General features: G+C 63.1%; 18 protein-coding genes. 11 read left to right on the top strand and 7 right to left on the bottom strand.

Annotated elements, in window-relative coordinates:
• Window position 1: 1 nt before the first annotated feature.
• The 3 genes from NLY36_RS12775 to NLY36_RS12765 form a co-directional block, all read right to left on the bottom strand.
• Window positions 2-652, bottom strand: a complete 651-nt coding sequence (locus NLY36_RS12775; RefSeq protein WP_023684027.1) for an amino acid ABC transporter permease — start codon at window positions 650-652, stop codon at window positions 2-4.
• 1 nt (window position 653) lies between these two features.
• Window positions 654-1,319: an amino acid ABC transporter permease gene (locus NLY36_RS12770; protein ID WP_023693641.1), complete on the bottom strand. Its 666-nt coding sequence runs from the start codon at window positions 1,317-1,319 to the stop codon at window positions 654-656.
• 69 nt (window positions 1,320-1,388) lie between these two features.
• On the bottom strand, window positions 1,389-2,219 hold the full coding sequence (locus NLY36_RS12765) for a transporter substrate-binding protein (RefSeq protein ID WP_023737009.1): 831 nt from the start codon (window positions 2,217-2,219) through the stop codon (window positions 1,389-1,391).
• A gap of 155 nt (window positions 2,220-2,374) precedes the next feature.
• Here NLY36_RS12765 and NLY36_RS12760 point away from each other — a divergent pair, with 155 nt between their 5' ends.
• Complete coding sequence (locus NLY36_RS12760; protein WP_023737008.1) at window positions 2,375-3,190, top strand: IclR family transcriptional regulator; 816 nt, start codon at window positions 2,375-2,377, stop codon at window positions 3,188-3,190.
• Between the two features lie 24 nt (window positions 3,191-3,214).
• Here the strand turns inward: NLY36_RS12760 and NLY36_RS12755 are convergent, their stop codons facing one another.
• Window positions 3,215-3,418, bottom strand: coding sequence for a YdcH family protein (locus NLY36_RS12755; protein WP_023673103.1), 204 nt, complete (start codon window positions 3,416-3,418; stop codon window positions 3,215-3,217).
• Between the two features lie 239 nt (window positions 3,419-3,657).
• Here NLY36_RS12755 and NLY36_RS12750 point away from each other — a divergent pair, with 239 nt between their 5' ends.
• The 6 genes from NLY36_RS12750 (at window position 3,658) to NLY36_RS12725 (ending at window position 8,944) form a co-directional block, all read left to right on the top strand.
• Window positions 3,658-3,837, top strand: coding sequence for a YdcH family protein (locus NLY36_RS12750; protein ID WP_023684024.1), 180 nt, complete (start codon window positions 3,658-3,660; stop codon window positions 3,835-3,837).
• A gap of 287 nt (window positions 3,838-4,124) precedes the next feature.
• Window positions 4,125-5,378 carry a flavodoxin-dependent (E)-4-hydroxy-3-methylbut-2-enyl-diphosphate synthase gene (ispG, locus tag NLY36_RS12745; RefSeq protein WP_023737007.1) on the top strand — a complete coding sequence of 418 codons (1,254 nt, stop codon included), beginning with the start codon at window positions 4,125-4,127 and terminating at the stop codon, window positions 5,376-5,378.
• A gap of 3 nt (window positions 5,379-5,381) precedes the next feature.
• On the top strand, window positions 5,382-6,239 hold the full coding sequence (locus NLY36_RS12740) for a lytic transglycosylase domain-containing protein (RefSeq protein ID WP_023737006.1): 858 nt from the start codon (window positions 5,382-5,384) through the stop codon (window positions 6,237-6,239).
• Between the two features lie 13 nt (window positions 6,240-6,252).
• The gene (locus NLY36_RS12735; RefSeq protein ID WP_023737005.1) at window positions 6,253-6,804 is read left to right on the top strand and encodes a chloramphenicol phosphotransferase CPT family protein; all 552 of its coding nucleotides are present in this window, start codon (window positions 6,253-6,255) and stop codon (window positions 6,802-6,804) included.
• 176 nt (window positions 6,805-6,980) lie between these two features.
• Window positions 6,981-8,111: a sterol desaturase family protein gene (locus tag NLY36_RS12730; protein WP_023737004.1), complete on the top strand. Its 1,131-nt coding sequence runs from the start codon at window positions 6,981-6,983 to the stop codon at window positions 8,109-8,111.
• 80 nt (window positions 8,112-8,191) lie between these two features.
• Window positions 8,192-8,944, top strand: a complete 753-nt coding sequence (locus NLY36_RS12725; protein ID WP_031249429.1) for a Stf0 family sulfotransferase — start codon at window positions 8,192-8,194, stop codon at window positions 8,942-8,944.
• Here NLY36_RS12725 and NLY36_RS12720 read toward each other — a convergent pair whose 3' ends face one another.
• The 3 genes from NLY36_RS12720 to NLY36_RS12710 all read right to left on the bottom strand — a co-directional run bounded on the left by NLY36_RS12720 (window position 8,945) and on the right by NLY36_RS12710 (window position 12,615).
• Window positions 8,945-11,287 carry a response regulator gene (locus tag NLY36_RS12720; RefSeq protein ID WP_023737002.1) on the bottom strand — a complete coding sequence of 781 codons (2,343 nt, stop codon included), beginning with the start codon at window positions 11,285-11,287 and terminating at the stop codon, window positions 8,945-8,947.
• A gap of 85 nt (window positions 11,288-11,372) precedes the next feature.
• Window positions 11,373-11,558, bottom strand: coding sequence for a hypothetical protein (locus NLY36_RS12715; RefSeq protein WP_023684018.1), 186 nt, complete (start codon window positions 11,556-11,558; stop codon window positions 11,373-11,375).
• A gap of 37 nt (window positions 11,559-11,595) precedes the next feature.
• On the bottom strand, window positions 11,596-12,615 hold the full coding sequence (locus tag NLY36_RS12710; RefSeq protein WP_031208759.1) for a LacI family DNA-binding transcriptional regulator: 1,020 nt from the start codon (window positions 12,613-12,615) through the stop codon (window positions 11,596-11,598).
• A 218-nt stretch (window positions 12,616-12,833) separates the two neighbouring features.
• On the opposite strand from NLY36_RS12710, the gene NLY36_RS12705 reads away from it, so the two are divergent.
• From NLY36_RS12705 to NLY36_RS12690, 4 genes are all read left to right on the top strand, one after another.
• Window positions 12,834-13,667, top strand: a complete 834-nt coding sequence (locus NLY36_RS12705) for an inositol monophosphatase family protein (protein ID WP_050587730.1) — start codon at window positions 12,834-12,836, stop codon at window positions 13,665-13,667.
• A 61-nt stretch (window positions 13,668-13,728) separates the two neighbouring features.
• The gene (locus tag NLY36_RS12700) at window positions 13,729-14,754 is read left to right on the top strand and encodes an ABC transporter substrate-binding protein (protein WP_023748323.1); all 1,026 of its coding nucleotides are present in this window, start codon (window positions 13,729-13,731) and stop codon (window positions 14,752-14,754) included.
• Window positions 14,755-14,845: 91 nt separating this feature from the next.
• Window positions 14,846-17,050: an ABC transporter permease gene (locus tag NLY36_RS12695; protein ID WP_023737000.1), complete on the top strand. Its 2,205-nt coding sequence runs from the start codon at window positions 14,846-14,848 to the stop codon at window positions 17,048-17,050.
• Between the two features lie 14 nt (window positions 17,051-17,064).
• Window positions 17,065-18,165, top strand: a complete 1,101-nt coding sequence (locus NLY36_RS12690) for an ABC transporter ATP-binding protein (RefSeq protein ID WP_023736999.1) — start codon at window positions 17,065-17,067, stop codon at window positions 18,163-18,165.
• Window positions 18,166-18,171: the final 6 nt, after the last annotated feature.

Genomic DNA, 18,171 nt, shown 5'->3' with positions numbered 1-18,171 from the left:
GCTAGTCCCGGATGAAGGCAAAGCGCCGTTCCAGCCGCCGGCTGGCGTAGGAAAGCGCATAGTTGACGGCGAAATAGATCAAGGCGCCGAGGATGTAGAGCGGCATCGCCTCATAGGTGCGGCCGATGACCTGGTTGATCGCCTGCATCAGGTCGGTGATGCCGAGCAGCGAGACCAGGGCGCTGCCCTTGACCGCATCGGTGACGCCGTTGATCCAGGGCGGCAGGAAGCGCCGGAAGGCCTGCGGAAAGATGACGTAGGTGAGCCGCTGGCGGAAGGTCAGCCCAATCGCCATCGCCGCCTCGGACTGCCCTTTGGGAATGGAGCCGACGGCGCCGCGGAGATACTCAATGACCTGCGCGGTCTTAAACAAGGTGAGCGCCAGCACCGCCGCCGAGAAGGATTGCAGATGCAGGCCGATGGCCGGCAGGCCGTAATAGACGAAGAACATCAGCACCAGGATCGGGATGCCGCGGATGGTGTCGGAGAAGATGCGCACGGCCCAGCGCAGCGGCGCCGGGCCGTAGACCAGGCCGACGCCGAGCGCGACGCCGGCAATCAGCGACAGCACCACGACCAGCAGCGACACCCACAAGGTGATGGCGAAGCCCTGGGCGAGGAACGGTACGGCGTAGAGGATCTGGCTCAGCATGTCAGCGCGCAGCCCTGAACCGGCGTTCGACCAGCCGCAGCCCGAAGAGCAGGGTGTAGCCGGTCACCAGGTACATCGCCGTCGTCACCAGATAGACCTCGACGATGCGGAAGGTGTTGAAGTTGATCCACTGGGCGCCGAAGGTGAGCTCGGGCACCGAGATCACCGAGGCGATCGACGTGTCCTTGAACAGCGAGATGAAGGTGTTGGACAGCGCCGGCAGCGTGATGCGCAGCATGGTCGGCAGGCGCACATGAACCAGCCGCTGCCAAGGCGTGAGCCCGATCGCCTTGCCGGCATCGAGCTGGCCGCGCGGCACGGCTTCGAGGCCGGAGCGGAACACCTCGACCAGATAGGCGCCGCTATAGACCGACAGCGTCAGCACGAACGAGGTCGGCGCGTCGTAGGCGACGTCGATCACCGTCGGCAGGCCGTAGAAGACAAGATAGACGAGCAGGATCAGCGGCACGTTGCGGATGAATTCGACGTAAGCCGCAATGATGGCGCGCACCACGCGTCCGGCCGAGACATACCAGACCGCCAGCACCAGGCCGATGACGACGCCGATGGCAATCGAAATCACGGCAAGCTCGAGGCTGAGCAGAAGGCCGCCCCACAGCTTGTCGAAATGGCGCCAGATCAGGTTGAAGTTGAGCGTATAGCCCATGCGTCTCCGGCAATAACCAAGGGGATGCGAACTAGAAGGCGGAAGGGCTAACCCTTCCGCCAGCACTTGTCAGACAACCGGGAAACCGGGATGGCGGGCCGGCGGCTCTTGGCCGAAATAGTCCTTGAAGGCGGCGTCGTAGAGTGTGGTCTCATGGCCGAACATGGCGATGGTGAAGGTCTGGTTGACGAAGGTCAGCCAGTCCAGGTCGCCCTGCCTGACCGCCGCGCCGTAGAGCATCGAGTACCAGCTCTTGCCGGCATCGAAATATTTGTCGGGGTTGCGCGAGGCCAGCCAGCGCACGGTTGAAAGATCGACAGCGGCGGCATCGGCGCGTTTCGATTCCAGTGCCTGCAGCACATTGGCCTGAGTGTCGATCTGCAGCACCTGCGCCTCCGGCAGGGCGTAATGGACCGAGCTTTCGGCATCGACATTCTGCAGGATCGAGATGCGCGTCGCCGAACCACCGGCGAGCAGCTTGTCGAAGGTCTTGTTTTCCGCCGTCGGCAGCGTCAGCAGGGCGACGCCCTCGACATAGTATGGCCTGGAGAAGTGGATCAGCTGCGAGCGCTGCGCGGTCATGGTCATGAACTGGATGGTAATGTCGACCTTGTTGGTGGTGACATTGGGGATGCGCTGCGCCGGATCCTGCATGACGAACTCGACCTTGCTCGGATCGTCGAACAGGCCCTTGGCCAGAATGCGGCCCATGGTGATGTCCATGCCGACTAGCTCGCCGGCATCGTTTTCGAAATGCCATGGCGCGTTGGTGCTGCCGGTGCCGACGATCAGCTTGCCGCGGTCAAGCGCGGTGCGCAGAACGCTGTCGGATGCGGCTTGTGCCGCCGCCTTTTCGGCGCTGACAGCGGTCATCACGCCCGCCGTTGCAAGCCCGGCCATGCCCAGTTTCAGAAAATCTCGCTTGGATGCGTCGTTCACTGCGACCTCCTGTTGTTTGAGTTCCCCTACAGACACACGTGTCGCCGACCTGAATTGTCTCTTACAATAGACATATGTATCCTATACAAGACAGATACTAACATCAGGAATCAGTTATGCAAGATAGCAATGGACTCACGGATCGGGCGGAGCTTGGTCCAGCCGAGAGCCCGACGCCCGACAAGACCTCCGGCTCGCGCGAGAAGGGCCTCAACCGGGTGCTGGAGATCCTGGACTTCCTGCATGCTACGCAGCGCGCCATCGGCATTGGCGATCTCGCCAAGGGGGTGAATGCGCCGCGCTCCACCACCTATACGCTGGTGCGTTCGCTGGTCGATGCGGGTCTCCTGGAGATGGAGGGCGACGGCAACCGGGTCTATTTCGGCAAGAAGCTCTACCTCTATGGAATGGACTATGTGAGGGGCAACGACCTGCTTAGGCGGGGCCGGCAGGAGGTCGACAATCTGTCGCGCGAGACCAGCGAGACCTCCGAATTGTGCATGCTGCAAAGCGGGCGCTATACCATCGTCCATTCCAGCCCCGGCACCAGGCCGTTCCGCATCAGCTCGGCCACCGGCCTGCAGATCCCGCTGCCATGGACGGCATCGGGGCGGCTGCTTCTGGCCGGATTGGAAAGGGCCGCCATCCAGGACATGGTCTCGGAAGACGACCTTTTGCTGCCCGACGGCCGCAGGCTGCAGTTCGACGACTTCATTGCCGATATCGCGACGGCCAGAACGACCGGCTATTGCATCACTTCGGGGCTGGTCGACGCCTACACCAAATGCCTGGCCGCCCCTGTCTTCGCGGCCGCCGGCAAGGTCGAGGCGACGCTGTGCCTGGTGGTGCCGATCGACACTTCAGCGGAGAAGACCGACGAATTGCTGACGTTGCTGCGCCATCGCGCGGCGCGGCTGTCGATAGCGGGGTGAGCAGTTAGGCCCCGAGGCCGTCGGCTAAGCGATGATGTCCGGAATGATCTTGTCTTCCAGCGCCATCAGCCGGTCCTTGAGGAAAAGCTTCTTCTTCTTCATGCGCTGGATCTGCAAGGGGTCGCAGCCCATGGCGATCATCGCATTGATGGCCGCGTCGAAATCGGCATGCTCCTGCTTCAGGCGGGAAAATTCGAGGCGGACATCGGCCTTTTCCTGGTCGGACATTCTCTACCGTCTGCATGTCTGCGGCGCCCGGCAATGGGCATGATTGGGCGGGGGCGGCATCAATTGCCGCCGGCGCGCAGCCAATATCACATATCACATTGTCGTGGAATGCTACCACGCAGCATTCGACATCGCAGCCGGATGGTGGCAGACTGTCATGGTGCCGTCACAGATGCGACCTGCGGTGGACGTGCCTTTGACGGCTGCAATCGAGGAAACCATGAAAGGGAGAACCAATCATGTCTCTTGCATCCCATCTTGATGAGTTGCAGCGGAAACACGGTGATATCGAACGCGAGATCGACGATGCGATGAACCATCCATCGGTCGACGACCTCGAAATCGTGAATCTGAAGCGACGCAAGCTGGCACTCAAGGACGAGATTGAAAAACTGAAGGCGAAACCGACGAGACACTGACGCCCTTCCAGGATTAGACGCGCCGCCTTGGCGCGTGACTATCGCTCCGGTGGCGACATGCCGCCGGAGGCCTGTTTTTGCTACTGATTCCGATACTGTTGGCTGGCGAAACCCGTCTGTGGGGTCACCGCGCTGCTGCGATTTGGCGGCTCTGCTTGTCTGTCGCCATTGACAAGCCATCTTTGCTCCTCCACCTCATGCCCGAACCTCAGCGCTATGCGCTGATAGCTGATTGAGCGTGCGTCGACGTGGACGTATGTCGCTCGGGTGATCAAGAGGCTGCCGGCATGACCGGGTATTTTTCCTCCCCCTTTGCGCGCCGGACATCGGTCGGCGTCGATGTCGGCGGCGTGGTCGTCGGCGGCGGCGCGCCGGTCGTCGTGCAGTCGATGACCAACACCGACACGGCCGATATCGACCAGACCGTCGCGCAGGTTGCGGCTTTGCATCGCGCTGGCTCCGAGATCGTGCGCATCACCGTCGATCGTGACGAGAGCGCCGCCGCCGTGCCGCGCATCCGCGAACGGCTCGAGCGGCTCGGCATCAATGTGCCGCTGGTCGGCGACTTCCACTATATCGGCCACAAACTGCTGGCCGATCATCCGGCCTGTGCCGAGGCGCTGGCCAAATACCGCATCAATCCTGGCAATGTCGGCTTCAAGGACAAGAAGGACCGCCAGTTCGCCGCGATCGTCGAAATGGCGATCAGGCATGACAAGCCGGTGCGCATCGGCGTCAATTGGGGGTCGCTCGATCAGGAGCTGCTCACCCGGCTGATGGACGAAAACCAGCGCCAAGGCTTTCCGCTGACGGCGCAGGAAGTAACCCGCGAAGCGATCGTGCAGTCGGCCATCCTGTCGGCCGAAATGGCCGAAGAGATAGGCCTCGCCCGCGAAAAGATCATCCTGTCGGCCAAGGTCAGCGGCGTGCAGGATTTGATCGCCGTCTATACCGAGCTTGCCACGCGTTCCAACCATGCGCTGCATCTTGGCCTCACCGAAGCCGGCATGGGCTCCAAGGGCATCGTCGCCTCGTCGGCTGCCATGGGCATCCTCTTGCAGCAAGGCATTGGCGACACCATCCGCATCTCGCTGACGCCGGAGCCGAATGGCGACCGCACCCGCGAGGTGCAGGTCTCGCAGGAACTGCTGCAGACCATGGGCTTCCGTCAGTTCGTGCCGATCGTCGCCGCTTGCCCCGGCTGCGGCCGCACGACATCCACCGTGTTCCAGGAACTCGCCCAGAACATCCAGGCCGATTTGCGCAAGAACATGCCGGTCTGGCGGGAGAAATATCCCGGCGTCGAGAACCTCAAGGTCGCGGTGATGGGCTGCATTGTCAACGGCCCCGGCGAATCCAAGCACGCCGATATCGGCATCTCGCTGCCCGGCACCGGCGAGACGCCGACCGCGCCGGTCTTCGTCGACGGCAAGAAGTCAGCGACGCTGCGCGGTCCGTCGATCGCCGCCGATTTCGAGAAGATGGTTGCCGACTATATCGAGCAGCGGTTTGGCCAGCACGGCAAGGCTGCGGCCGAATAAGCCATGCGGGGGCTGCTCAAAGCCGGTGTGATCCTGCTCTGCGGGCTGGGTGCCGGACAGGCGCTCGCCGATCCACCGCAATCGCGCTCGGCGGCGAAACGATTGATCGGCCGTGTCTGTGACCTGATCGAGACGCATGCCGAGCGGAACGGCCTGCCGAAGGATTACTTCGCCCGGCTGATCTGGAAAGAAAGCCGCTTCGATCCCAATGCGGTTAGCCCGGTCGGTGCCGAAGGCATCGCCCAGTTCATGCCGGGCACCGCCAAGATGCGCGGGCTGGCCGATCCTTTCGACATCGATCAGGCGATCCCGGCTTCGGCGAAATATCTCGGCGAGATGAAGACCGGCTTCGGCAATCTCGGCCTGGCGGCGGCTGCCTACAATGCCGGCGAGAGCCGCGTTTCGCGCTGGCTGGGTTCGGGCGGCTTCTTGCCCATGGAGACCGAGAGCTATGTCTTCGACGTCATGGGCGAGCCCGTCGACAAGTTTTCCGACAGCGCCTACGCCGGATCGATCGAGCCGCTCGACGCTAAAACCAGCTTTGCCGTCGCCTGCCGCAAGCTGCCGGTGATCATGTCGAGAACCGTGGCCATGGCCTCGATCAATGTGAAGCCCTGGGGCGTGCAGGTGGCCGGCAATTTCCGCAGGGGAGCTGCGATCAATCAGTGGCTGCGGGTCAGGAGCCGGTTTCCGGCGCTGCTTTCCGGTCGTGACCCGGTGGTCAGCCGGGTGCGCACGCCGATCGGCCGACGCGGCATCTACGCCGTCAGGATCGGCGTCGACGACCGTGCCGCCGCCAACGTCATCTGCCAGAAACTGCAAAGCGTCGGCGGCGCCTGTATCGTCGTGCGCAACCGATAGGCCGAGGGGCGACATGACGGCCAAAATCGTCCTGCTCAATGGCGTCGGCAGCGCCGGCAAAAGCTCGATCGCCAGGGCGCTGCAAACAATCACCGCTGAACCGTTCCTGCATGTCCAGATGGATGCTTTCATCGACATGCTGCCGCCGGCGCTGCAGGATCATGCCGACGGGTTTTCCTTTGAGACGGTGCTGGAGGACGGCAAGCCGTCGGTGGTGATCAGGAGCGGGCCGATCGGCGCGCGAACCATGCGCGGCATGCGCCATGCCATCGCCGCCATGGCCGGGCAAGGCAACAATCTCATTGTCGACGACGTGATCTTCAATGACGAGATAGCGGAGTATGTCGAGTTGCTGTCGAGCTTTGACCTGCATCTGGTCGGCGTCATGGCGCCGCTGGAGGTGCTGGAAGCGCGCGAGGCCGCGCGCGCCGACAGGCTGCCCGGTCTGGCGCGCTGGCAATATGGACGCATCCACAGGGGCATGGACTACGACCTCGAAGTCGACACCAGCCGGCTGACGCCGCTTGAATGCGCCCGTCGCATCCAGGAAAGATTCCGACTATAGTGGCCGGTGTTCTTTTGTTGCAATCATGGCTCTTCCAATCGCCCAAAAGCGATAGTCACCCGTCATGTGCAGGGTCGTGGCGATTAAATATTAATGAGCCCTGCTGTAGCAAAAGAGGTCGATATCTCCGACGAGAGCTTTTTTGCGATCGTCAAAAAGGCGGGGCATAGGGGGCGGTGGCAAATTTCCTTAGACGCGTTGTAAGTGAACTTGAAACGCCGCGCGCCAAACGGCCGTTCGGTTCTGGCTGGCTGTCCGGCTCGATTGGCTTGCTTGCCGGGGTCACCGCCCTGCTGATGGTCATCGTGCTGCGCTACCCGTCGCTTACATCGATGCCGGATCTGGCCCCCATCCACCAGATGCTGTTCTTCAAGCCGGTGCTCTATTTCGTCCTCATCTCCGGCTATATCCTGGCGATCCTCAGCATGACGCTGCGCAGGCAAAAGACGCTCGGCGCGGCAGCGATGTTCACTGTGCTGCTGGCGTCGCTGGTCGGCATGCTTCCGGTGCGCCATCAACTGCACATCGAAGGGGTGTTCTTCGGGCTTGATTTCTTCATCCTGAACGCCCTGTTCATGGGTGTGCTGTTCGTTCCGCTCGAACGTCTTTTCGCGCGCAACAAGGATCAGACCGTGTTCCGCGACGAATGGCGCGAGGACCTGTTCTACTATCTGGTCTCATCGCTGCTGGTGCAGATTTTGACCTACCTGACCTTGGCGCCGTCCAACTTCGTCAATGCGCAGGGCGCCCTTGGTTCGGTGCGCGCCTGGGTCCACGACTTGCCGTGGCTGGTGCAACTGCTGGCGGTAATGTTCCTGACCGACTTTGCCCAGTATTGGGTGCATCGGGCCTTTCATCGCATTCCCTGGCTGTGGAAGTTCCATGCCGTGCACCATTCCGCCAAGTCGATGGACTGGATTGCCGGTGCGCGCATGCATTTCCTGGAAATCATCATGCTGCGCAGCCTGACGGCAACCCCGATGTTCGTGCTGGGGTTCGATGAATCGGCTATCCAGACGTATATTTTGATCGTCTACGTCTATTCGTCTTTCATCCATTCCAACATCGGGACCAGTTTCGGTCCAGTCGAAAAGATGCTGGTGTCGCCGCGTTACCACCACTGGCATCACGGCCTCGAGAAAGAAGCGATCGACGTAAATTTCGCCATCCATTTCCCGCTGCTCGACCGGCTGTTCGGTACCCACCATATGCCCGAAGGGCGCTGGCCGAACGGCTACGGCATTCACGGACATCCCGTTCCGAACGGATATTGGCAGCAATTCCTCTATCCCTTCCGGCGCGGCTAGACTGGAGTCCTTCGCGAAGCGCGCGTGTCACCGCGCCTGGCGAGGTTAGCCCAATCCATGACAAGCGACAGAGCCCCGAGATGCGTGACGGCTACATAATCTGCGGCACGCCGAGAACCGGAAGCACCTTGCTGTGCGGCCTTCTGGCCTCGACGAAAACAGCCGGCGATCCGCACTCGTTCTACCGGCGGCAGGACAAGGCGGAATGGGCAGAAGAGTGGAAATTGCCGCATCCCGATACGATGAGCGCGCATGACTTCGATGTCGCCTACCTCAAGGCGGCAATCAGCGCGGGAAAGGGCGGAACAGCCGTCTTCGGCTTGCGCCTGATGCGGGAAAACCTGGGTGAACTCTCGGCCATCCTCGACCGGATCTACCCAGACCTGCCATCGGACAAAGCACGCTTTGAAAAGGCCTTCGGCCGGATCCTCTACATCCATCTTTCGCGCGAAAACAAGCTGGCGCAGGCGGTGTCGCTGATCAAGGCCGAGCAGACTGGGCTTTGGCACATCGCGCCCGACGGAACCGAGATCGAACGGGTCGCACCGCCGCAGGAACCCCGCTACGATTTCAAGCGGATCCAGCGCGAGCTTGCCGAACTCGAAGCCTATGACGCGGGCTGGAACGTCTGGTTCGCGGAGCAGGGGATCGTCCCGCTGCGCATCGGCTATGAGCGCCTGTCAGGCGATCCGGCAGCGGCATTGGCATCCATCTGCAAGGCCCTGGGCGTTCCGGCGCCGAATGCCGCCGACGTAAAGCCGGGCGTCGCCAAGCTCTCGGACGAGATTAGTCTAAACTGGATGCGCCGCTATCGTCTGGACGCGGCGATTTGATCAAGCCCTCTTTACCGCGACCGTTTCGCTGAGCCATGTGCCGATCTTACTGCCGAGGCGGTCGGGCGACACCGGCTTGGGCAGATAGTCGTCCATTCCGGACTCGATACATTTGTCGCGGTCGCCCTTCAGTGCGTGAGCGGTGACGCCGATGATTGGTGTGTGATTGCCACTCGCTGCCTCCGCCGCCCGGATGGCGCGGGTCGCCTCGTAGCCGTTCATCTCCGGCATGGAGACGTCCATGAGGATCAGCTTCGGCCGCAGCGCCCGGTACATCTCAACGGCCGTGCGGCCATTGCTGGCGATGCGGTAGCTGAGGCCAAGCCCATTGAGGATTTGGCCGAACACCAGCTGGTTAACGTCATTGTCCTCGGCGATCAGAATATCGATCGGGCCGTTTGGCGTGGCGATCGATTCAGGCACTGTGGCCGCCGGAATTGCCGGGCCGCGAATGACGGTGAAGGCGGGTGGCGTCACGGGTGCCGCCTGCTGAACAACAGGCTCGCGAACGAACTGGGCCTTGCCGATCTGGGCCCGCGCTTTCTGGATGGCCGAGATGACGGTGCCGAGCAGGATGGCCGAGCGCGCCGGCTTGGTGAGATGCGCGGCGATGCCGAAATCGATGACCATCTTGCCGAAATCGACCTGGTCGACGGAGGTCAGCAGCACCACCGGGATGGCGGAGAGACGGCTGTCGGCGGAAATCGCCTTGGCGACATCGGCGCCGTTCATGCCGGGCATCTGGTAGTCGAGGATGATGCAGTCGACCGCAGCACCGAGTTGGCTGGCCCGGTCTAGAAAGGCGAGGCCGACGGCGCCGCTTTCGGCGGCCGCGCAGTCGAAGCTCCAGCTTCTGAGCTGCTCCAGCAAGATCTCGCGGTTGACCGGGTTGTCGTCGATGACCAGCACGCGGGCGCCGGTGACATCGACCGGCACGATCTCGTTGCGCGTGTCCTGCTGATGCGCCGGCAGCGGCACGGCGAACCAGAACACCGAGCCGCGGCCGATCTCGCTTTCGACGCCGATCTTGCCGCCCATCAGGTCGATGAGGCGGGCGGCGATGGCAAGGCCGAGGCCGGTGCCTTCATGGCGGCGCGTCGACGAGCCGTCGACCTGCGCGAATTTCTCGAACACGTTCTCGAGCTTCTCGGCAGGAATGCCGATGCCTGTGTCCTCGACGCGGACCTTGAGCTGGACCATGCCGTCGACCACCTCGCCGCCGACATCGATCAGCACATGGCCCTTCTCGGTGAACTTCACCGCATTGCCGAGCAGATTGGTGACGATCTGACGGAACCGTCCGGCATCGCCGACGACATGGGCAGGCAGGCGCGGGTCGACGCGCACGATCAGCTCGAGGTTCTTTTCGGCGACGCGCGCCGACACCAGTGTGGCCACGTCCTCGACCGCTTCGGCAAGCCGGAAGGGTGCAGGATCGAGCGTCAGCTGACCGGCATTGATCTTGGAGAAATCAAGGATGTCGTTGATGATGGTGAGCAGCGCATTGCCCGATTTGACGATGACATCGGTGAAGGTCTTCTGGCGCGCGTTAAGCTCGGTCTTGGCGAGCAGTTCGGCCATGCCCAGCACGCCATTCATCGGCGTGCGGATCTCATGGCTCATATTGGCCAGGAATTCCGATTTGGCGCGGTCGGCCGCTTCGGCCTTGAACAAGGATACGGCGGATTCGGTGAAGGCGCGGCGGATCGCCTTTTCCATCGGCCGGAAGATCCAGAGGGCAACGATGGCAAGAACCGCGAACAGAAGGCCGCTTGCCCACAACAGCAGCCTGTCGCTGGAGGCGTCGGCCAGATGGCGTTCGCCATCCATGGCGGTCCGCACACGCATCAGCATCGGCTGGACGAACAGGTCGTTCTGGTTGAGGATTTCGCGCGAGCTCCATTCGTCGGTCTGTTGCGCCGCCGACATCAGGTTGAAGTTGCGCACGATGTCACGCGACGACCAGAACAGGTCGCCGTTGACGGCGGCCGACGAGAGTTCGTCCAGCGTTTTGGCCGATAGGCTCGGCTTGATCGCGGCCAACTCCGCGGACAGTGTTTCGATCTCGCTGGTCAGGCGTTGCGAATGGCCGCGCGCGGCGGCGGCAAGGCCGTCACGGGTTTCGGTGCGCCAGGTCGTGCTGGCGGTTTCGGCAAAGCTGGAGGCGTTGCGCAGGTCGCGGGTGAAGACGACGAGATTGCTGCTCAGCGCGTCGATGTCGTGGCGGAAGGAATTGACGCGATTGAGCGCAAACATCACCGCGGTGGAAGCCAGCGCAAAGATGAGCAATCCCGAGATGTAGCGGATCCGGATCGAGCGGATGAAGAAAGAATATTCCGGCATGCGCAACCCCAACACATACGCATCATTTTAACGGTCGGGATTACGCTTGATTTACATTAAAATTCCGTTCGCGCCTGGCGGGCCGTCAAGATCCTGGCTGCACGTGCCCGGAGTTGGCGCCATAGAGGGTGGCATCGCATTCGCGCATCATGCGCAGTGCTTCTTCCTCGGTCAGGCCGAACTTGCGCATCATGCTCCGGATTTCGGGGCCTACAGCTATCTCCACCGGTCTTGCCGCCTGGCGGGTCTTCCTGGCCTTTTTCTTGGACATCAGTACGTTTCCCGTTTTGACCGACACATGTTTCGCATCAGCCCTGGCCCGGCCTCACCGTGCTGCGCCAGACCATGGGCGCATGGCAGATCAGGCGGCTGCCAGCCTCCTCCCGCGCGCCGGTCGCGAGCCGCACGGCGCGCCTGGCGATCTCCTCGATCGGCGGCGAGAACGTCGTCAGCCGGTAAGAGGCCCAGTCGGCCTGTTCAATGTCGTCAAAGCCGATGACGCAGAGATCGCGGGGTACGCTGATGCCGAACTCGTGGCGGGCCGCATCGAGAAAGCCGCACGCAATCAGGTCGGTCACGCAGAACGCCGCATCCGGCCGCTGCCGGCCGGAAAAGAGTCGCCTAGCGCCATCGGCTCCGGTGGCATAGCCGGTGCGGCCCTCGCGCCACACGGTCACCTCCAGCCCTTCCTTCTGCGCGGCGGTAAGGAAGGCGGTTTCGCGGGAGAGCAGGCTGGGCGTGCCGGCAGCCGAGGTCACCAAAGCGGGGCGGGTACAGCCGGCCCGGATGAAGGCATGCAGCGCTGCCTCTGCGGCTGCAGCGTTGTCGACACCGATATTGTGCGGGCCGTCGAAGCGGTCATCGCGATTGATCAGCACCAGCCGCTGGCCGTTCTCAAGACAGGTGCGGATCAGCAACTGCGGCGGCGAGCCGGACAGAACGATGCTCGCATCGGCGCGATAGTTCAGCGTGTTGCGCAGCGCCTGGTCGACATGGTGGCTGGGGCCGGAGGTGTTGAACACCATGGCCATTTTGCCGGCGTCCCGCAGATGTTGGGTCAGCGCCTTCTGCAGGCGGGCATGATAGGGCGTGTCGCCATCGGCAACGATGAGGCAGACGATGCCGGTCGAAGCCCGCATCAGGCCGCGAGCCAGATGGTTGACGTGATAGCCGAGTTGCTCGGCCGCCAGCATCACCCGCTCGCGGGTTTCCCCGGAAACGGAAGCGCCGGGCGTGAAGGTACGTGACACGGCCGAGCGTGAAACCCCGGCGAGGTCGGCAACCTGCTGGGCGCTGGAAAAACCGGTGCGGATTCTCGGAACCGTCAAGCGAACGCTCTCGCTGCTGTTTTCGTGATTCTTTGCACGCCAGTGCAATGTAATGCAACTCTCCTGCCATTGCCACCCACCGCACTTGACAGGCATGGCCGAATGCAACAGCTTTGCACAGCCGTGCAATACAAGCCGGCTCAAGAGTGGCATCGGAGGAATACCCTGTCCATTTCGCCGAAGACGGCTTTGAGGGCGCGATTGTCCGGACCGGCTGCATGAGCAGGGCGGCGGCGCATCCGAAGGCGGACCGGCTGTCCAAGGCCGAGATGGACAGGCGTGCCGAGGTCTGCCGGAAACTGCTTGTCACGGCCGGGCAACTGGCGATGGAAGGCTATGCCCGGCAGGGCGCCGTCCAGCCGGTGGCGATGAAAGGCCCGCAGGATTTTCTCACTGAAACCGACGGCAAGGTCGAGGAGCACATCCGCGCGACGCTGGCAGAGGCTTTTCCGCAGGACGGGTTTTTGGGCGAGGAAGGCGGTGGCATGGGCTCTGCCCGCATGTGGGTCGTCGACCCCATCGACGGCACCGCCAATTTCATGCGCGGTATTCCGCATTTCTGCATTTCGATAGCTTTCGTCGAGAACGGCCGCAGCGAGATCGGCGGCATTGCCAATCCGGCCATCGGCGAAACGTACTTTGCCCGTCGCGGGCAGGGCGCGACGCGCAATGGCGCGCCGATCCATGTGTCGCCGACGCAAGCGTTCGACCGCGCCTTTGTCGAGTTCGGCTGGTCGCCCAGGATTCCCAATCGCGACTATCTGGACAAGGTGAGCCTTGTCTGGGCACTCGGCGCCAATGTGCGGCGCTCCGGCTCCGGAGCGCTTGGGCTGGCCTATGTGGCCGACGGCCGCTCGGATGCCTATGCCGAGCTGCACATCAATTCGTGGGACTGCCTGGCCGGATTGCTGCTGGTGGAGGAGGCCGGCGGCCGTGTGAACCGGTTCCTCGACGGCGACGGCATGGCGAAGGGCAATCCCGTGCTAGCGGCAGCACCCGGCGTTGCGGCGACATTGTCCCAGGTGATCGGAGTGCCGCTCGACGACGGGTAGATCGTTTCCAGTGAGAAGACAGGGAGGAATATCGATGAAGACATTTGACAGTAAGCAAGGCTTGCGCGCCGCCTGGCTTGGCCTTGGCGCGGCGCTGGCCATGTTCGGATTGGCGAGTGCCGCCCAGGCGGCCGACCGCAGCCTCACAATGTATTGCGCCGTCGACGAGGCCTGGTGCCGGGCGATGGCGACCACCTACCAGAAGGAGACGGGCGTCAGCGTCGACATGACCCGCATGAGCGCCGGCGAAATCTACGCCCGCCTCCGGGCCGAGAAGGACAATCCGCAAGCCGATATCTGGTGGGGCGGCACCGGCGACCCGCATCTGCAGGCGGCGGAAGAGGGCCTCACCCAGGAATACAAGTCGCCGCAACTGGCAAACTTGCGCGACTGGGCGCTGAAGCAGGCCGACAGGTCGAAGAACCGCACGGTCGGCATTTATCTCGGTGCGCTCGGTTACGGCTATAATGAGGAAGATCTGAAGCAGCGCGGGCTGACCGCGCCGGCGTGCTGGGCCGATCTGGTCAAGCCGGAATTCCAGGGCGAGATCGAGATGGCCGACCCGAATTCATCGGGCACGGCCTGGACCATGCTTGCCACGATCGTCCAGCTGATGGGCGAGGACAAGGCATTCGACTATCTCAAGCAGCTCAACAAGAACATCGCCGAATACACCAAGGCAGGGGCCGCGCCGGCACTCGCCGTCGGCAAGGGCGAGACGCTGATCGGCATCTCCTTCCAGCACGACGTCATCAACGCGGCCAAGCAGAACCCGGCGGTGAAGGTGGTTTCGCCTTGCGAGGGCACCGGCTTCGAGATCGGCTCGATGAGCATCGTGACGGGCGCCAAGCATGCCGAAGAGGCGCAGAAATTCTACGACTGGGCGCTGAGCCCGGATGCGCAGAAGCTCGCGGCGCCGAACGGCAGCTTCCAGATCCCGTCGAACACCGCCACGCCGGTGCCGCCCGAGGCGCCGGACCTCTCGAAGATCAAGCTGATCGACTACGACTTCGCCAAATACGGCTCGTCGGCCGAACGCAAGCGACTGTTGAAGAAGTTCACCGACGAGGTCCGCAATGGCGGCTGAGCGCGTTCTTTTGCGCTCACTCTAGCATCTGATCGCCGGCTGCCCTTCGCGGCAGCCGGCGCACCATCCTTTGGCAACAGAAAGACATTGAATGGCCGCGGCCGGTTCCATGGTCAGTTCCGCTCCTGGACGCAGCGCGCTCGCCTGGGTAATGGCCGCGTGGGCGAGCTTCGTGCTCTTGCCTTGGTACAAGGTCGAAGGCGGCTTCCTGTCGTTCGACTGGCTGGCACAGCCGGCGGATGCGACACCGGCCATCATCCTGGCGCTCGGTGGCCGGCCCTGGCTGTTGCCGCTTGTCCTGCCGCTTCTGCTGGCGAGCAGGCTGGTGGCGCGCAATAACCCCAAGAGCCTTGCGGTTGCAGGCGCGGCGGGCCTGCTGTGGCTGGCCATCGAAGGCTTTTCCATCATCCATTCGGGCTGGGGGTTTGGCTTGCTTACCCGGATCGCCGGCACGCCGGGACCGATGCAGCCGGGGCTTGGCTGGGGCGCGGCGCTCTATGCCGTGGCGATGCTGATGTTCATCGCCGAGGCGCTCGCCGCGCGGGGATGGTGCAAGGGCGACCGTTTCGTCGTCGGCTCGCTCTCAATCGTGATTGCTTCGCTGATCCTGTTCGTCGCCTATCCGCTGCTGTCGATCCTCACCTCGGCCATCAAGGACAATGACGGCAATGTCGTGCCGGCGCTGTTCGTCGAAAAGATCTTCAGCGCCAACATATGGAGCCTGCGCTGCCTCTATGGCGAGGGCTCCTGCGGCGTGGCGTGGAACACGGTGGCGATCGCAGTCCTCGTCGGCTTTTTCTGCACGGCGCTTGGGCTGGCTCTGGCGCTGATTGCGCTTCGCACCAAGCTGCCGGCCAAATGGCTGCTGCGCGGCCTGTCCATCCTGCCGATCATCACGCCGCCCTTCGTCATCGGCCTGGCGCTGATCCTGCTGTTCGGCCGCGCCGGCATCGTCACCAACCTCATGTCGGTGCATCTCGGCATTCCGCGCAGCCGCTGGATCTATGGCATGGCCGGCATCACCATCGCGCAGGTGCTGGCCTTCACGCCGATCGCGTTCCTGGTTCTGGTCGGCGTGCTGCAAGGGGTCAGCCCAAGCATGGAGGAAGCATCACAAACCCTGCGCGCCAGCCGCTGGCGCACGTTTCGCACCGTCACCTGGCCGTTGATCCGGCCGGGGCTGGCCAGCGCCTTCCTGATTTCGTTTATCGAGAGCATGGCCGATTTCGCCAATCCGCTGGTGCTGGGCGGAAACTTCAACGTGCTGTCGACCGACATCTTCTTTGCAGTGGTCGGTGCGGCGCACGACCAGGGCCGCGCGGCGGTGCTGGCGATCGTGCTGTTGATGTTCACGCTGGCAGCCTTCGTCATCCAGCGTCGCTGGATCGGCAGCCGCAGCTACGTCACCGTCGCAGGCAAGGGCGATGGCGGCGTACCGGCGACGCTGCCCAAGGCCTTGCGGATCGGCTGCTACGCCGCCGTCGTTCCGTGGCTGGTTCTGACCATCGTGGTCTACGGCATCATCCTGGGCGGCGGTTTCGTGCAATCGATCGGGCGCGACAACACGCCGACGCTCGAATATTTCCTCACCGCCTTTTCGATCGAGAAAGGCGTCAATGGCTGGTTTTTCAGCGGCTCGGCCTGGCCGTCGCTGCTGATGACCATCGGCCTGGCGCTGGTGGCCATGCCGTTCACCGCGGCGGTCGGCATCCTGACGGCCTATCTGCTCGACCGGCAGCGTTTCGCCGGGCGCACCATGTTCGAATTCCTGGCCATGATGAGCTTTGCCATTCCCGGCACGGTGATCGGCGTCAGCTATATCCTTGCCTTCAACGTGCCGCCGGTGCAATTGACCGGCACCGGGCTGATCATCGTCATCTCCTTCATCTTCCGCAACATGCCGGTGGCGATCCGTGCCGGGCTCGCCAATCTGGGCCAGATCGACAAGAGCCTGGACGAGGCATCGCTGACGCTTGGGGCGCGGTCTTTTGCTACCTTGCTGCGGGTGATCCTGCCGATCCTGAAGCCGGCGATCGTGACCGCGATGATCTACAGTTTCGTGCGCGCGGTGACGGCGGTCAGCGCCGTCATCTTCCTGGCGAGCGGCCGGTTCAATCTCGCCACCGTCTACATTGTCGGGCGCGCAGATGTCGGCGAATACGGCATCGCGATTGTCTATTCGGCGGTGATGATCGTTGTCATGATGGTCATCCTCATCGGCATCCAGCTGCTGGTCGGCGAACGCCGGCTCGGCCGGCGCCGGCCTGGGGCGGAAGCCGTGGTGGCAGCAATCTGATGGGGAGAAGCGGCGTGGATCAGACGGCGAAGAATGCTGTCCCGGTTGTCACGGACAGGCCGGCCGTGCGGTTCGAGGGCGTCACCAAGAAATACGGCGCGGTGACCGCCGTCGACAATGTCAGCTTCGACATCGCGCCGGCCAGCCTGGTGACGCTGCTCGGGCCCTCGGGTTGCGGCAAGACGACGACGCTCAGGCTGATCGCCGGGCTGGAACAGACCAGCACCGGGCGCATCCTGATCGACGACAAGGACGTCACCTTGCTGTCCGCCGCCGAGCGAGATGTCTCCATGGTGTTCCAGTCCTATGCGCTGTTCCCGCACATGAACGTGATGGAGAATGTCAGCTACGGCTTGCGGGCTATGGGGCTTGGCAAGGCGCAGGCAGCCGAGCGCGCCGCCGAAAAGCTGTCGCTTGTCGGCCTGTCCGGCTACGAGAAGCGCCAGCCGAGCGAATTGTCCGGCGGCCAGCAGCAGCGCGTCGCGGTGGCGCGAGCCATCGTACTGGAGCCGAAGGTGCTGCTGTTCGACGAGCCGCTGTCCAACCTCGACGCCAAGCTGCGCCGGCGCGTGCGCGACGAAATCCGGGGTCTCCAGCAAGATCTGGCGCTGACCATGGTCTATGTCACGCATGACCAGGAAGAGGCGCTCGCCGTCTCCGACCGCATCATCGTCATGAACGCCGCTCGCGTCGCCCAGGACGGCACGCCGCGCGACCTCTACAACGAGCCGACCAACCGCTTCATCGCCGACTTCATGGGCGACGCCAATCTGCTCGACGTCGAGGTGCTTTCCAGCAATGCGACCAGTGCAAGGGTCAAGGTCGGACCCTTGCTGCTCGACATGCCGGGTCGCGGTAACGCTCCGGGGCCGGCGATCCTCGCTGTGCGCCCGAATGCCGTGCGCATCTTGCCCGGCCAGCCAGCGGGCACCATGAAGGGCCAGGTGGTCAAGAGCTCGTATCTCGGCGACCACATGGAATACCGGATCGCGATCAGCGATCCGGCGGTCGAACTGTTCGCGACATCGCCTGATGTCACACCCGCTGTGGCGGAAGGGACGATGGTCGGGATCGATTTCGATCCGGCGAAGATCGTGCTGATCAAAGACGATTGAACGCGC

The organism is Mesorhizobium sp. C399B (genome assembly GCF_030323185.1).
Classification (GTDB): Bacteria; Pseudomonadota; Alphaproteobacteria; order Rhizobiales; family Rhizobiaceae; genus Mesorhizobium.
This window is presented reverse-complemented; position numbering and strand designations above follow the sequence as displayed.

What these genes read in the sequence shown, in the direction of transcription:
- NLY36_RS12775 (WP_023684027.1), bottom strand. Translation starts at nt 652, where the DNA reads ATGCTGAGCCAGATCCTCTACGCCGTACCGTTCCTCGCCCAGGGCTTC.
- NLY36_RS12770 (WP_023693641.1), bottom strand. Translation starts at nt 1,319, where the DNA reads ATGGGCTATACGCTCAACTTCAACCTGATCTGGCGCCATTTCGACAAG.
- NLY36_RS12765 (WP_023737009.1), bottom strand. Translation starts at nt 2,219, where the DNA reads ATGGCCGGGCTTGCAACGGCGGGCGTGATGACCGCTGTCAGCGCCGAA.
- NLY36_RS12760 (WP_023737008.1), top strand. Translation starts at nt 2,375, where the DNA reads ATGCAAGATAGCAATGGACTCACGGATCGGGCGGAGCTTGGTCCAGCC.
- NLY36_RS12755 (WP_023673103.1), bottom strand. Translation starts at nt 3,418, where the DNA reads ATGTCCGACCAGGAAAAGGCCGATGTCCGCCTCGAATTTTCCCGCCTG.
- NLY36_RS12750 (WP_023684024.1), top strand. Translation starts at nt 3,658, where the DNA reads ATGTCTCTTGCATCCCATCTTGATGAGTTGCAGCGGAAACACGGTGAT.
- ispG (WP_023737007.1), top strand. Translation starts at nt 4,125, where the DNA reads ATGACCGGGTATTTTTCCTCCCCCTTTGCGCGCCGGACATCGGTCGGC.
- NLY36_RS12740 (WP_023737006.1), top strand. Translation starts at nt 5,382, where the DNA reads ATGCGGGGGCTGCTCAAAGCCGGTGTGATCCTGCTCTGCGGGCTGGGT.
- NLY36_RS12735 (WP_023737005.1), top strand. Translation starts at nt 6,253, where the DNA reads ATGACGGCCAAAATCGTCCTGCTCAATGGCGTCGGCAGCGCCGGCAAA.
- NLY36_RS12725 (WP_031249429.1), top strand. Translation starts at nt 8,192, where the DNA reads ATGCGTGACGGCTACATAATCTGCGGCACGCCGAGAACCGGAAGCACC.
- NLY36_RS12720 (WP_023737002.1), bottom strand. Translation starts at nt 11,287, where the DNA reads ATGCCGGAATATTCTTTCTTCATCCGCTCGATCCGGATCCGCTACATC.
- NLY36_RS12715 (WP_023684018.1), bottom strand. Translation starts at nt 11,558, where the DNA reads ATGTCCAAGAAAAAGGCCAGGAAGACCCGCCAGGCGGCAAGACCGGTG.
- NLY36_RS12705 (WP_050587730.1), top strand. Translation starts at nt 12,834, where the DNA reads ATGAGCAGGGCGGCGGCGCATCCGAAGGCGGACCGGCTGTCCAAGGCC.
- NLY36_RS12695 (WP_023737000.1), top strand. Translation starts at nt 14,846, where the DNA reads ATGGCCGCGGCCGGTTCCATGGTCAGTTCCGCTCCTGGACGCAGCGCG.